Source organism: Loktanella sp. DSM 29012, assembly GCF_900110705.1.
GTDB lineage: Bacteria > Pseudomonadota > Alphaproteobacteria > Rhodobacterales > Rhodobacteraceae > Loktanella > Loktanella gaetbuli.
This window is the reverse complement of the sequence record NZ_FOEJ01000010.1, coordinates 53747-67567: the sequence shown is the minus strand read 5'-3', so window position 1 is coordinate 67567 and position 13821 is coordinate 53747. Positions and strand designations below refer to the sequence as shown.

11 protein-coding genes and 2 pseudogenes are annotated in these 13821 nt (G+C 62.5%); 7 read left to right on the top strand and 6 right to left on the bottom strand.

Annotated elements, in window-relative coordinates; translation table 11 throughout:
* Positions 1-1167 (top strand): LPD7 domain-containing protein (locus BMX27_RS16940; protein WP_177172767.1); only part of this gene is annotated, 1167 nt, incomplete at its 5' end.
* A 102-nt stretch (positions 1168-1269) separates the two neighbouring features.
* Here BMX27_RS16940 and BMX27_RS16110 read toward each other — a convergent pair.
* The 4 genes and pseudogenes from BMX27_RS16110 to BMX27_RS16095 form a co-directional block, all read right to left on the bottom strand.
* A complete protein-coding gene (locus tag BMX27_RS16110) occupies positions 1270-3735 on the bottom strand; it encodes an AAA family ATPase (RefSeq protein ID WP_090161392.1) in 2466 nt (821 codons plus the stop codon).
* 207 nt (positions 3736-3942) lie between these two features.
* Entirely contained in the window at positions 3943-4947 is a 1005-nt protein-coding gene (locus BMX27_RS16105) for a GIY-YIG nuclease family protein (protein WP_090161389.1), read from the bottom strand.
* A 100-nt stretch (positions 4948-5047) separates the two neighbouring features.
* Positions 5048-5662, bottom strand: coding sequence for a hypothetical protein (locus BMX27_RS16100; RefSeq protein ID WP_090161386.1), 615 nt, complete (start codon positions 5660-5662; stop codon positions 5048-5050).
* A 419-nt stretch (positions 5663-6081) separates the two neighbouring features.
* Positions 6082-6638, bottom strand: a pseudogene (locus BMX27_RS16095) (IS5 family transposase).
* Positions 6639-6901: 263 nt separating this feature from the next.
* On the opposite strand from BMX27_RS16095, the gene BMX27_RS16090 reads away from it, so the two are divergent.
* The 4 genes from BMX27_RS16090 to BMX27_RS16075 all read left to right on the top strand — a co-directional run bounded on the left by BMX27_RS16090 (position 6902) and on the right by BMX27_RS16075 (position 10350).
* Entirely contained in the window at positions 6902-8437 is a 1536-nt protein-coding gene (locus BMX27_RS16090) for a sensor histidine kinase (RefSeq protein ID WP_256212601.1), read from the top strand.
* Positions 8434-9042, top strand: coding sequence for a response regulator transcription factor (locus BMX27_RS16085; RefSeq protein ID WP_090161381.1), 609 nt, complete (start codon positions 8434-8436; stop codon positions 9040-9042). Before BMX27_RS16090 ends, BMX27_RS16085 begins: the two co-directional genes overlap by 4 nt.
* 90 nt (positions 9043-9132) lie before the next feature.
* Positions 9133-9615 carry a GlcG/HbpS family heme-binding protein gene (locus BMX27_RS16080; RefSeq protein WP_090161377.1) on the top strand — a complete coding sequence of 161 codons (483 nt, stop codon included), beginning with the start codon at positions 9133-9135 and terminating at the stop codon, positions 9613-9615.
* Positions 9616-9678: 63 nt separating this feature from the next.
* A complete protein-coding gene (locus BMX27_RS16075) occupies positions 9679-10350 on the top strand; it encodes an ankyrin repeat domain-containing protein (protein ID WP_090161374.1) in 672 nt (223 codons plus the stop codon).
* Between the two features lie 220 nt (positions 10351-10570).
* On the opposite strand, the pseudogene BMX27_RS16070 reads toward BMX27_RS16075, so the two are convergent.
* Together BMX27_RS16070 and BMX27_RS16065 are read right to left on the bottom strand one after the other, a co-directional pair.
* Positions 10571-11131, bottom strand: a pseudogene (locus BMX27_RS16070) (helix-turn-helix domain-containing protein); the annotation flags it as partial.
* Positions 11132-11247: 116 nt separating this feature from the next.
* Positions 11248-12258 (bottom strand): IS30 family transposase, encoded by a 1011-nt coding sequence (locus BMX27_RS16065; RefSeq protein WP_090161371.1) that lies wholly within the window; start codon positions 12256-12258, stop codon positions 11248-11250.
* 370 nt (positions 12259-12628) lie between these two features.
* Between BMX27_RS16065 and BMX27_RS16060 the strand changes: the two genes are divergently transcribed.
* Both BMX27_RS16060 and BMX27_RS16055 read left to right on the top strand, forming a co-directional pair.
* On the top strand, positions 12629-13126 hold the full coding sequence (locus tag BMX27_RS16060) for an RNA polymerase sigma factor (RefSeq protein WP_090161368.1): 498 nt from the start codon (positions 12629-12631) through the stop codon (positions 13124-13126).
* Positions 13123-13815: a hypothetical protein gene (locus tag BMX27_RS16055; protein WP_090161365.1), complete on the top strand. Its 693-nt coding sequence runs from the start codon at positions 13123-13125 to the stop codon at positions 13813-13815. The genes BMX27_RS16060 and BMX27_RS16055 overlap by 4 nt, the downstream gene beginning before the upstream one ends.
* The last annotated feature ends 6 nt before the right edge of the window (positions 13816-13821 follow it).

Below are 13821 nucleotides of genomic sequence, written 5' to 3'. Positions count from 1 at the left end.
GCCAAACTGATGATTGCGCTTGCGGCAGCCAAAGGATGGGACCGTTGCAAGATTACCGGATCCGAGGCGTTCTGTCAGATAGCTGTGCAGCTCGCGCGCGAGGCCGGTTTGGTCGTGACGAATGCGCCAGATGCGCCCGTGGATGTGGGCGAGGGTATGCCGCGAGCCGACGCGCGTTCGAGGCTTCCAGTTATTCCTGACACGCCATGGCAGGTCGAGGTGAACATTGACGACCTGCAGCAGTCGGCGCGGGGTGCGGCAGCCCAATTCAAACGGCGAAAGCAGGCTCTGGCCAATGCACAGCGTGAGGAGGCCGGAAGATTGCGCGCTTTGCTGGGCCGCAGCAGAACGCCGTTTGCGCAAGCATTGCGACAAGGCTTGCAACTGCATCATGATGACGAGCGCCGGACACTGAAAGAGCAACGGGCTGTCACGCCAGAAATTCCGATCCCGCCGCTCTCTGGTCTCCACCGCCGGGTTCGTGCAGCTCGGCGCTGGCTACGGGATAAAACCTCGCTCATGTCTGTCGCGCACCCATCACAATCCGTCCTGCCTGACCACACAGCGTGTCGGCAGATGTGGCTTGCGATCGCGTTGCAGGAGCGAGGCGCGACAGGACAGGGCGATGACGACTCAATGGCTGAGTTGCCCGACAAACATCTCCGGAATACCCGCTTGACCGCTACTGGCGAGGTTCTCTTCGCGCACCGCGATGCTGCCGACAACGTTGTCGGGTTCGAGGTGGCATTTGAGAGCAGTGAGGCAGATGCGGGCACAGGATTTGCGGCTGGCGGTCAGCGGACGGCTTGGATCTTGGGCGATGCAGCAACGGCTCAGCGTGCTGTCGTGACGAACTATGCGAGTGAGGCTTTTCAAATGGCGCAGGACGAAGATCGCGATGATACGCTTTATATATCGGTCGGGGGAGCCATTGGCGCGCATGCGCGGGAGATTTTGGCCGGACTGCTTTCCGACAAGATCGTCTTGGCGTGTTCTGTCAACGACACCTCGGATGAAGCGCTATTGCGCGAAGTGCAACGGATCGCGCCGCAGGCCGAGTGGATGGCTGCGGCATCAGGCGTAGCACCTTATCGCTTGCCGGAGACTGGCGAACTCCCGGATGAAGAGCCGGCGGATTACGGTCCTGATACAGATCACGGGATGTAGAGAGAGATATTTGGCGACGGGCGTGGGCAAGCTGGAGATGGAGTGACTTGTGATTGGCACGGGCGACGACCACCGCCGCCCATGCCAGGCTTTGCGCATCGGTTACATCCCCGGCCAGAACCCCGCCGTATCGTCGTCACCGTCACCGTCGCTTTCCGGTGCACTGACTTCCATCACATCGCGCAGTGCCTCACCTTCGACGACGCCATCGACCAGCAGATCCCCGGCCAGCACTTCGATCAGGGCGCGGTGTGCGCGGACGAGATCGCAGGCGCGGGCGTAGGTAGCGTCGAGACGGCGGGTGGTGCGGTCACGCAGCCCACGGTGCCGGGCAAAGAGCGTGGCCGGGTCTGCGTCCGCGCTGCACCAGATCAGACCCGGCCCACGGCCAAAGCTGAGCTCGGCAGCGATCGCCAGGCGGGTGGCGCGTGCCAGATCGGATGCCGCGTCGCCGCCGCTGCGACCGGACACGGACCCGATGATCACCTCTTCGGCGGCACGTCCGGCCAGCAGGGTGGTCATTTCGCGCTGAATGTCGGTCGGCCTGCGCGCATTCGGCAGCGGGGTCAGCACGACTTGCGCCGTGACCTCCCGTGCCACTGTCAGGCTGATCCGGTCGGGGCGGGCGTATCCGGTGATCTGGGCTGTGACGGCCTTGGCGGCACAGGCGACGGCGACACGCGCACGCAGCGCCTGAGGCACCGGCGGGCGCTGATCCCGCAGGGCGGTCATCAGATCACTGACCGCCAGATCGCGGCCATTGGCACGGGCGGTCTGGCGTGCGCGTTGCACCAGCCCCTTGATATCCGCCATCGTGGCACCGGCGGCTGCGCGCGCGATGGTGATCAGGTCGGCGTCCGGCAGATCATTGCGCAGATGATAGCGCAGCACATCCGGCAGATCGGCGGTCGTGGGGTGCTGCATGTCGATGCGCAGCCCCAGCCGACCGTGGCGGACCATTGCCGTGTCGAGCAGTTCGGGATGGTTGGTGGCCCCGATGACGATCACGCCGTCGCGCGCAATGGCCCCGTCAAGCCGCCCCAGCAGCATGTTGGTGACATTCCGGTAATAGTTCGAATTGTGATCCGGGGGTCCTTCGCGTGAGGGGATGGCGTCAACCTCGTCGATGAACAGCACGGCCCCCTTGGCCGGGCCGGATGCGGCGGCGATGGCGGTCTCAAAGCTTTTGGCGATGGCGCGCATCATCTCGTGTCCGCGACCGGTATCTGCCGTCTGCCAGTCACCCAATGAGGTGGCAATCAGCGGAACGCCAGCGGCACGCGCAAGGGCCGCGGCAGCAAAGGTTTTGCCGGTGCCGGGTGCGCCCGTCAGCAGCACGCCATTGGCGACGTCCGACCACGGCAGGGTGCCCGCCCGGTAGGCATTGAGATCGGTGGCGATCTGGCGCAGAGTTTGGCCTGCCTCACCAAGACCCGGCAGATCGTCGAGCGTCGGTCCGTCGTCGGCGACGATCGTCTTGGGTTGGGCCAGCTCTGCCAGCTTGCGCGCGACACGCAACGGGCTGGGTTGGCGCAAGGCGAGGTCGACGGTGCTCATCTGCAGCGCTGCCAGGGCGGCATCAGCGGGCAGGGCCGCGCACACCGCACCTTCGGCCATCTGTCCGGTGGCGCTGTGGGTCAGGCGCAGGGTCCAGGCCAGCGTCTGGGTGCAGGGCCGGGCGATGTGAACGACGGGAAGCAGCGACAGCGTGCCTGGCAGCTCCGGATCCGGTGGAACGAGGATGACCAGCGGAGCGGGGTCTGCCAGCTTGTCCTCGGCGCGGGCCAGTTCGAGTGAGATTGTGGACGGTGTGCGCGTATCAAGGACGATGACCTCGGGGCGGAGCGGGGTCATCGACGGCGGTTGACCGTGGGGCGATCCCTTGGCGCGAAACCCTTTCATCAGCGCGTCTTTGAGGCGCTGCGCCTCGGCCGTGCTGTCGCAGATCAGCACGGTGGCGGCTCCGTCGGTCAGCAGCGCATTGACTGCTAACTGATCGCCAAAGGTCTTGGCCAGTTGCGCAAGGGCCAGCACGGTGCTGGCCGCGACCGGGTAGGGCGGGCGACAGTTCCGGGTGACGCTGTCGGTGGCCCATGGATCATCGCCTGCGGTCAGGGCTGCGGTGATCTCAGCGGAACTCATGGCATCGGCCGCAGGCGTCCCGCTGGACATGGGCATGTCGTCTTCCGTGTTGTCCAGATCAAAATATCCATTGAGACCTTCCGCGATCTCCCACGCGCTCAATGCCTCGGCGGCCGTTGTGCCAGCAGCGGTGGCGTGTGACGCCTCACTGTCCTGCGGTGGATCATCATCATGATCTTCAGCACCAGCCTCGGCGAACAAGGGGGCATCGATGTAAGCGTCCACATCGGCTTGCGCGTCTGAACCGCCGAACCCGCGCAGGATCTCTCCGATGCGCAACCCGCGTGGGCGGTCGGGATAGAGGCGCAACAGGGCCGCGTCTGCCAATGGATGCCACGCGGGTGCGGCGGCGGTGGCGGCAACTCGGGTCTGTGCGGTTGAAGTTTGCGGAAGCTTAGGAGCGGTATTGGTGTTCGAATGTGTCATGGCGATATCCAGTCTGTTGGAACGAGCGGAGAACTCGGTGCGCGAAGGGGCAACCGGTGAATGGCGAGGGTGAGAAGGCGTGGCAGGTGAGGAGTGGTGGGCCAGCGGTCCGTGACGGTGTCCAAGATCAGGCAGGTGCCGTCGCAGACTGCCGTCACGCCAGATGGTGCGGGCGGGACGGTGGCGTTGGTCGCTGTGCCTGTGGCGCTATGTGGCCGTCGCCCGCAGCGCGGTAGATATCTGCGCGATGTTCGCAGCGGAACGGGATCGCGCCGTGACGCCATCGATCAGCGCGTGCAGCAAGGGTTCTGCCCGCAGATGATAGATCTCGCCTTTGGTATTGATCGCGTCGCCGAACACGCGCTTGGGCAAAACCAATTCGGGATGGGCGTCGCGCATGTAACGATGACAGGCCTTCTCTTCACGAACGGCGAGATTGCCGGAGGAGAGCGCCAGCACGCGGATCACTTCGGACGACACGCTGCGGTTCAGACCCAGCTGGTGGCGCAGCCGTTTAGCCGGACGGGCGGAATAGCCCAGCTTCAGGACCGACATCCCCGGCAGGTCGATCCGGAACAGGTAGATGAACGACGGCTTGGCCGCCCAGCCCTCACCGCAGGCCGCACAGGTGCAGTCCCCCCAGCGCATGTTGCCCACACTGATGGATTGCACATGACCGCACTGGTGGCGGTAGTCGCGATATCCTGCGCGTCCGCTTGTGGCAGGACCGACCAGCGCCCAGCCAAAGTCGCGCGCCGCCTCATCATCGCGTGCGGCGCGGCAGTCTTCGCACCCAAGGGCATGACCGCCGTCTGCAGCGGCTTCCACGCGGGTGTATTGCCGCCGCACGACATGGCCGCAGGGCAGGCGGAACAGGCCGTAGTGCCGGTGGTCCGGACACTTGGCGATCAGCTCTGCGCCAATAGCCTTGGCTGCGCGTGACCGCCGATCGTGGATGCAGGCGTGGCACAGTGGGGTCGCGTCACGAATGACACTGATCCGCACCAGCGCGTCGGTAGCGCAGGTGCGACAGCGCAACACGCCATGGTTGGCGTCACGGGCGCGGCCGATCAGATCGAAGCCCGCGCGCGCGGCCGCCGCGATCCAGTTCGGCTGGAGCGGCTTGGCGAGGGCAGGGTAGGGGACGCCGTCGATAATGAATGTGTCGGACGCAGAGGATGGGGATGGGACGTTTGGGGAATGGACGTTCATGGAACGCACCTCCTGAATGGGGATGAACTGCAGGCAAAGGCGGACCGGCGGCATCCGAAAGCGCGGATGCCGCAGTCGCTCAGATCGGGATGGGGGCAGGTCAGACGGGACTGACGTCCAAATCCTCGTCGATCTCTTCGACCTCTTCGCATCGCGGATCACGGGGCGATGACAGACCAAGATCGGTGCTCACAACCGGCGTTGTGCGTATCGCCTCGATTGCAACATGGTCTTCTTGAGCAGTCGCGATGATCTCATCGACCAGATTGGCGGCCACGACCATGCGCGGTGCTGAGACCTGCTCGACGGTCAGAGGGCTGCGGGCGAACTTCTTGGCCCGATACCGCAGACTTTGCGCACGCTGCGCCAAGGTGTCGAGGCCTTGTCCGTCATCTTCGAGCATCAGCAGAAGCACCCAAGCCGCATACTTCACGTCACACAGGGTCACAGACCTGTCGGAGCGGAACTGCCAGAGCGCTTCGTCGGCCATCGCCCAGGCATCGGCAGCGGCCTGGTCGCAACCCGCCAGTGCGGGATCCTGATTGGCCGCATCCGCGCAGGCCTCCGCCGCGATCGCAGCGCGCGTCAGCGCCACGCAGCGATCAAACGCCAAAAGGCCAGCGGCGTTCGCCACAGACAAATCCAGCGCTTCATTCGGGGTTTGAGACACGCCAAATGGCGTGGTAGGAACGGTGTTATCCATGATGATCTCCATAGGATCGTTGTGGTTAGCATGGGTGTGAGAGCGACCACTCTCTACCCATGCGAACAATATGGTTCACTGGTACCATTTAGTCAAGGAGATATTTGTGGCAAAGATGGGCCGACCGAAATTAGATACAATGTCAATCAACGTAAGACTGTCACAAGAAACAATTGATCAGATCGATTTAGCGCGGCGAAAAGAAAGCGATCCGCCGACGCGACCAGAGCAAATCAGAAGAATGATCGATGATTGGCTACAGCGTAATCCTCAAAGTTGAATGTCTGCTCCAATGATCGGCGGTTCGCTTGGTGAAGAACGATCTTCAAACCAGCCAAGACCTCCCTGTCAGAGTGGCGCCATGAAAAGTATGAATTTGATGCAGGCAGAATAAATTTTAGTTTCTGGCTCCCGCTGCCTAGGCTCTGGACTCATAACCAAAAGATTACGGTTGCGGCGAGAGCGATGGCAGAAAGGAAGACCTTGGGGCTTCGGTCATAGCGCGTGGCGACGCGCCGCCAGTCCTTTAGACGTCCGAACATGATTTCGATTCGGTTGCGCTTTTGGTAGCGGCGCTGGTCCGCTGCCCGGCAGGGTATTGCGCAGCAATGTCCCGAGAGGGGTATTTGACGGGCTTGTCGCGTGACTTTCGACCGGGGATGCAGGGCGTTATCTTCTTGTCTATAAGGCCTTCGCGGAACCAATCCGCGTCATATCCCCGGTCCCCCAGGAGCCAGTCCGCGGTCGGAAGACTGCTCAGTAATGCCCTCGCTCCAGTGTAGTCGCTGACCTGACCAGCCGTCATAAAGAACCGTATGGGCCGCCCACGCACATCGGTGACGGCATGCAGCTTGGTATCGGCCAGTTCAAGTCGAACCCTTATCGCCCAGACGTGTTTCAGTTTGAGAGGTCGCTTCTGACCGACGATGCGCCCATTGTTCCAGGCGGGGCGAAGCGCCCGCATGGCAGGTAAGTTTGGTGTTTGCATGACTGGTCCTCAAATCCGCCACGCCCACCCACATCGACAACCCGACGTTGATCAAGCCAGCATAGCACAAGATGCTGCAATGCCTCCAAGGTCGGCAGTGAGCCCGTTTCGACCAATGCTGCATTGTGTACGAAGGGCAGCTTTCGTTGAAGCGGTGTTGCGACGTGAAATTGGATAGGTTGTGACAACGAGCCTTTTGCAATGCAGCAGCAGTAATATTCGGATATATTTGCCCTTGTGGAACAAGGAAGTACAAATTGAGCGTGAAACGATTGCAGGGTGCAGGACGGTCGATAGTCCTTTTCGGGTGGCTCGGACTTCTCGTCGTGACCATGGTCGTCATGGCCGCCCTCGAACGTCAGCGTCTCTTCTCGGAATTGCAGACCGAGGCCGCGATCCTACACCGCTTGGCCTCGCAGCGGGCGGATCAGCACGATGCGCATCTGACGTCGCTCTCGGCACTCGCCGTGGCCGGAGAGGCCGAGAGGCAGGACTTGTTCCTTGACGTCGCGGCGACTATCCAGAGGTTCTATCCCCGGATCGTGGCCGTCGATCTCGTGCCGCTGGACCGTCCCGTCCGTTACGTCACGACGCGGCCCGGCCTGCCCGATGCACTGGCCGAAACGATTGTTGCAAGCGCGGAAGCATCCGAGGGCGAGCTGGTCCTGCGGTCGGCGCCGGAGGCAAACGACCGTTACCTCGTTGTCAAGCGCAGCCCCAATACCGATGCGGCCCGGTTTGGACTGGCGCTCACGGTCGATGCGGATCGTCTGCTTGAAACGGATGCCGATTTTTGGACGCGATCTTCCGTGGCGCGCAGCCTGAGCTTACCGAATGGAACGGTGCTTTTCGACACCGGGCCGGGCGATGTGGAAATGCAGTTCAGCAAGGCGCTCGGCAGCATATCGCAACCCTTGATACTCAACGCCGGGATTGCGCCTCGCTTGACCGACCTTCTGCCTCCTGGCCGTGTGCTGGCGGTCGTCGCAGCGATGACGTTGCTCTACCTGCTGGCCGTCCTCGGGCTGCGCCAGCGCGTGCGCACGCGCCGGGCCGAACGCGAGGCGCGACTCAGCGCGGACGATGCGCGGCTGGCCCATGCCTCGCGCGTCAATGCCCTGGGCGAGATGGCCAGCGGCATGGCCCACGAACTGACGCAGCCTCTGACCGCCATTCTCTCGCAGGCGCAAGCGGGGCGGCATCTGGCGCGGCGGGGGGACGTCGACGGTTCTGAAACCAGCTTCGGGCGCGTCGTGGAACAAGCCAAACGCGCGGCTGCAATCCTCGACCGGCTGCGCGACTGGACCCGTCCGCAATCCGAACGGATCGAAGAAGTGCCGATCAACGAAGCGATAGGCAATGTCGAGGCTCTGTTGCGGCGCGAGGTCGAAAAGGAGGGCGTGAAGCTGACAACCAATCTTTCCACCACCCGCGATGTCGTGCTGCGTCTCGACCGGATCGCGCTGGAACAGATCGTCTTTAACCTCGCCCGCAATGCCGTGGACGCCGCGACGGACAGTTCCGAACGGCGGGTTCGGATAACGAGCGACCTGATGGAAACCGGCATCGTCGTCGAGATCGCCGACAGCGGGCCGGGCGTTCCCGAAAATATCCGGGACCGGCTGTTCGAGCCCTTCGTGACCGGCAAGCCTGACGGAACGGGGCTGGGGCTGGCGCTCTGCCAGCGATTGACGGACCGCATGGGCGGCGACCTGACGCTGGTCGAAAAGCGAGGGGAAACCGTGTTTCGGCTCTGGCTGCCGGGCGCAACTGCAGAAAAACGGGAGGCCGCTGAATGAACCTGCCAGTCTATCTGGTCGATGACGACGATGCCGTGCGCGAGGGGTTGTCGCTGCTTCTGCGCACCGTCGGCCTTGATGTGCGCAGCTTTGGGGCACCGGGCAGTTTCCTGGTCGCGCTCGAAAAGCTCGATCCGGGTTGCCTGATCCTCGATATCAGGATGCCGCAAATTTCCGGGTTGAAATTGCAGGAGCAACTGACCGAACGAGGCGTGGACTGGCCGACGATCATCATTTCGGGACATGGCGACATCGAGGCCTGCCGTCTCGCCTTTCGCAATGGGGCTATCGACTTCCTGTCGAAGCCGGTGGACGAGCAGGATTTGATCGACGCGATCCAGAAGGGCCACGCGGAGCTTGATAGCCGGTGCCAGCAGGTGTCGGAGACGAACGAGGCGCGGCAGATACTGACGCAACTGACCGAACGCGAAGCCGAGGTTCTGGAAATGGTCGCGAAGGGCCTGACCACACGCCAGATCGCCGACGCGCTGTCACTGTCGCCCCGCACCGTGGACAGCCATCGCTCGGCCATCGGGGCCAAGGCCGGAACGACCTCGGCGGCGGAACTGACCCGGCTCTGGCTCGACGCGGGCGCGGGTCCGTAGAACTACCCATATCGCTGCAAGGCCTACGAATACCGGACGGCGACGGCTGCCCGTAGGTTCCCCTTGTCATCGAAATCAAGGAGACCTCACATGATCCGCAATCTCACCCTGGCCGCCGCATTGCTGGCCCCCGTTTCCGTCGCCGCACAGGACCTGCCAACGGCCCCCTACCTGCCGCTCGACATGGCGCAGACCGCCGCGCGGACCGCGCTGGAAGCCTGCGCCGCCGAGGGTCACAACGTCAGCGTCGCCATCGTCGCCCGCAGTGGCGAGACCAAGGTTCTGTTGCGCGCCGACAATGCCGGGCCGCACACCGTGGGCAGCAGCACCGGCAAGGCCTTCACCTCGGCCAGCATGGGCCGCGACACCGCCGGTCTGGCCGGTTTCATCGGCGAAAACCCCACCAATGAAGGTCTGCGCGACATGGACGGACGGCTCGTGATCCAGGCGGGCGGTCTGCCAATCCGTATCGGCGGCGCGCTGGTCGGCGGCGTCGGCGTCGGCGGCGCGCCCTCGGGCGATATCGACGCCACCTGCGCCCGTGCCGGGCTCGTCGAGATCGGTGCCGAGTAACCTCTGCAAGAGTGTCTTGCGGTCAGCCCCCACGGGCCGACCGCTCGATGGAGGATCGAGACGATGATTCGAATAATCCAGAGCCTTCTTCTGATCGTGCTCGCGACAGCCGCACAGACGCAGACCGCTCCGTCGGTATCCGAGATCGCTGCCTATGACGGCCTTTTCAGTGCCGCGAATGAAAACGATGTCGAGACCATCCTACGGCTTGCCGATGCGGAGGCCGACCTCGATGCACGCGACCAGGCGGGGCGGACGCCCGCACATGTCGCTGCTTTCGCCTCCAACGAGGCCGCACTGCGCGCCCTGTCTGAGACCGGGGCCGACATGAACGCGCTGGAAAACCGCGTCTATGACGTGCTGACCATCGCAGCGGTTGCGGACGATCCCGAAATGGTCTCGCTGGCGATGGGTCTGGGCAACCGACCGGATCTTATCACCAGCGTCTATGACGGTACTGCCCTGATTGCCGCAGCGCATCTGGGCCATGCCGAAGTCGTCCGCCGCCTGATCGCCGGTGGCGCACCGCTCGACCACGTCAACAATCTGGGCTGGACCGCGCTGATGGAGGCCGTGGTTCTGGGTGACGGCGGCCCCGATCATGTCGCCACCGTGCGTGCGCTGGTCGAGGCGGGCGCGGACATCACCATCCCCGACCGCGATGGCGTCACGCCACTGCAACATGCCGAGGCGCGTGGCTACCAAGAGATTGCAGCGATTATCCGAGCGGCGTAAGAACGCTGAGGTTTTTGATCACGCAATAGTTCGTCAGCGGGCCAAAACAGACACAGCCCTATTTTTGGCTGCGCGGCCTGCTGTCATGATGCGGCCATTTGCCCATCGAGGTCAGACGGCGGCAATGTTCGCGTCTTTCCAGTTCAGGCAACCCGATCAGCAGGTGCAAAGAGTAGCTTAAATTACGCCAGATCCTGTCCAGCCGATGGGGAGTAGCTCAGTAGCTGAACGTGCTTTCCGAGGGAACGAACCGCAATTCCATCAACATGCTGGTCGCATCGTCGATGAAGACGAGCAGAGTGCAGGGATCCGCGCGATCCTCGAACCAGCGATGATCCGCCCCGTCGATCTGGATCAACTCGCCAAAGCATTCCCGGCGTGATCTGGGCTGATGGAATGTCCGACGCTGCTTACTGGACAACCACAGACCTGCGTCCTGCATCCATTTGCGCAATGTCTCACGCGAAACCTTGAACCCGTGATGTTCCGCCAGCATCTCGGCCGCCAGCGTCGGTCCGAAATCCTCATACTTTTCTATGACCGGGGCCACGGCATAGTCGCGCTTGGCGGCATGGATCTGGTTGTTCGGTGCCTTGCCGCGCGCCTTGTGTCGGATGCCGGCGCCACCCTCGGTGCGATACGTTTTAAGCAACCGAAACATCTGCCGCCTGGTCACGCCCAACAGGTTCGCGCCGTTCTGGACGCTCAGCCGTCCATCATCGACCTGCGCCAACACCTTGACCCGGTGGAAGTCGCGCTCGCTCATCATCACCAATCCCACGGCCACACTCCAATCCTGCTTCAACAGGGAAGTGTGACACTTCTACTTTGCAGATGTGGGACATTCTAACTTTGCAATGTGAACTCACGGTGAAGTGCCAGTTCTGATATCCTATTTTAATCCAATCGGTTCTGAATTTCCATCAGCTGGCTTTCGAAGATCTCTGCTGGTGTCCGGTAGCCGAGACACTTGCGCGGCGTTGCATTGAGGCGATGGCAAATCGACCTTAAATATCGATTTGTCAGCGCTGTCGGTGGCGTCGATCTGGGAAGGTAGCGGCGCAATCTGCTGTTCGTGTTCTCGACCGTTCCTTTCTGCCAGGGTGCCTGCGGATCGCAAAACCAAGCGTCTGCGCCGATCCCGTCTTTTAACTGCTGCCAAGCTGAGAACTCTGTCCCGCGATCGAAGGTGATTGATTGACGCGCATCCGCGGGCAGGGTCGCCAGACCTTTAACTAAGGCTTCCATGATCGGTTTTGACTGGCGGTCCTCATTGCGCATGACGACGGTATAGCGGCTGACGCGTTCCACCAAGGATGTCACATTCACCTTTCCATGCTCTTTGCGAAACATCATCAGATCGCATTCCCAGTAGCCGAACTCCGTGCGCTCGCCGATGCTCTCAGGCCTGTAAGACAGACTTTGGGCCTCAAAAATATGGGTGCGGTTGTGCCGCCGTTGCCCACGTGGCCTGCGGCGTTTGCGATGTTCCGGCAGGTGCCTGTAGAACTGTTCGGCAAGACCGCCTTTCGAGTAGGCGAAGCGATAGATCGTCTCGTGGCTCACGCGGACACTATGGCATTCCAAGCGCATCCGACCGGCGATCTGTTCCGGTGACCACCCGGCATCCAGACCCGCACGTACAGCGGCCATAACCTGGGGATGCAGGACCAGTTTGCAATGTACTGCACGGCGGCGTTCGTACATGTCCTGTGCGCTCAAAGCGTAGTAGCCGTTCAACGCGGGTAGTTCCTTGTCATCGTAGTGGTTGCGACGCAGATCCCGATAGACAGTCGATGCATCGCGGCCCAGGCGATCGGCTATCTCTGCGATCGGCACTTTGGCTTCACGCCACTTGGCAATCCTGCGGCGTTCTTCCAGGCTCAGGTGAGAGTAGGTGCGTCCCATTGATCAACTCCATGCAATACTCTGTTTTGATACAGAACTTGCACTTCATTTGTGAATCCACCCAGCTACAGGTTTGTTGCAACCATCCAGAAATGTCACCTGCTGCGCAAAGCAGGAATGTCACCAAGAGCGCCGGCGGTAGCAAGGCTTAGCAGCCCGGAGACCTCAAATATCGCAGGGTTGATAAGCCTTGCGGGATCGCTAAGCGGACGTTCGGGCGAGACGCGGCGAAGGTCTGGAAAGAGCCCACCTCTTTGGTTGCTGCGGTCGACGCGAATGACCGAAGCGACTTTACTTAGGCAACCACACAACGCTATGAATGAGCATGGGTAAACGCGGATGCTCAAACCATGTGGCCTGACTTGCTGAGATGAGCCGACGTCGGCATATCGAGCGGCTTCTGCCGGAGCTGAAAGCCTATGCCTACTGGATCAGTGATCGGCGCGAGGATGGGGACGATCTCGTGCAGGACGCCGTGGCCCGGGCCCTGCGCGCGGACTCGCCGCCGCGGCGTCTTGGCGAGTTCAGACCCTGGATGTTCCGGACGATCCGCAACCTGAACATCGACGAATTGCGCAAGCGCCGCGTCCGCCGGGAATATCTCGAGCGCGAGACACGTCTATCCGGTGAGATCTCAGATGATCCGAAACACGAGCGGGACATGCATGTCCGTGCGGCCTTTGCGACCTTATCGAGCGAGATGCGAGAAATTTTGACCCTGATCGACATTCTGGGCCTCAAGTACGACGAGGCAGCGCGCGTCATCGACGTGCCGCGTGGAACGGTGATGAGCCGGATCAGCCGCGCACGCCGCGCGCTTCGCGACCGGATCACCGGAGTCGAGAGCATCAAGCGGAGAACACCGTGACTTATCCCTGCGACAAGGACTGGGAGACCCTGAACGCCTATCTCGACGGCGAGCTGCGGGGGGCCGAGCGCCGCGCCTTTGCCAGACGTCTGGCCCGGGAACCGGACCTGGCCACCGCCGCGGCAGAGCTGCATGCCCAATCCGAAAGCTTGGCGCGAATGCGTCCCGTCGCCGATGCGGGATCGACCGTCCGGGTGCGTCCCGTCGCTTGGGGCGGAGCGATCGCGGCAACCCTGGCCCTAGTCGCATTTCTCGCGATGCCCGGGGCAGACCGAACAGACTTGACCTCGATCCACGAGACCTTTCTTAGGCAAAGCTTTCCGACCTCGGATGATGCCCTCGCCGAAGCGGGCCTCAGCGGGGGCGGTCCACTTCCCGACTTGTCCCCGGCCGGATTGGCGCTCGTGGCCGTGCGCGAGGTAGAGGGTGGCATCGCCGGCCACTATGCGGGCCGCAATGCCTGTCGTCTTACGCTTCTGAGGCTGGAGGACGGGACTGCGGACGGACCCGATGCGCCGGATGTCTGGATTGTCGGTGGACTGCGCTATGCCGTCCAAGCCGAGGGCATGAAACCCGACCGCTTTGCGGCGATCGAGACATATCTCAAGGCCGTGACCGGTCCGGATGGCAGAAACGCGGACCGCCTTGCCTTCGCGCGGCAGGTCTCGGAGACCGAGACCTGCGTCTGACGGGCG

Excerpts from the sequence above, each read along its gene's own strand:
- BMX27_RS16110 (WP_090161392.1), bottom strand. The coding sequence starts at position 3,735 with ATGACACATTCGAACACCAATACCGCTCCTAAGCTTCCGCAAACTTCA.
- BMX27_RS16105 (WP_090161389.1), bottom strand. The coding sequence starts at position 4,947 with ATGAACGTCCATTCCCCAAACGTCCCATCCCCATCCTCTGCGTCCGAC.
- BMX27_RS16100 (WP_090161386.1), bottom strand. The coding sequence starts at position 5,662 with ATGGAGATCATCATGGATAACACCGTTCCTACCACGCCATTTGGCGTG.
- BMX27_RS16085 (WP_090161381.1), top strand. The coding sequence starts at position 8,434 with ATGAACCTGCCAGTCTATCTGGTCGATGACGACGATGCCGTGCGCGAG.
- BMX27_RS16080 (WP_090161377.1), top strand. The coding sequence starts at position 9,133 with ATGATCCGCAATCTCACCCTGGCCGCCGCATTGCTGGCCCCCGTTTCC.
- BMX27_RS16075 (WP_090161374.1), top strand. The coding sequence starts at position 9,679 with ATGATTCGAATAATCCAGAGCCTTCTTCTGATCGTGCTCGCGACAGCC.
- BMX27_RS16065 (WP_090161371.1), bottom strand. The coding sequence starts at position 12,258 with ATGGGACGCACCTACTCTCACCTGAGCCTGGAAGAACGCCGCAGGATT.
- BMX27_RS16060 (WP_090161368.1), top strand. The coding sequence starts at position 12,629 with ATGAGCCGACGTCGGCATATCGAGCGGCTTCTGCCGGAGCTGAAAGCC.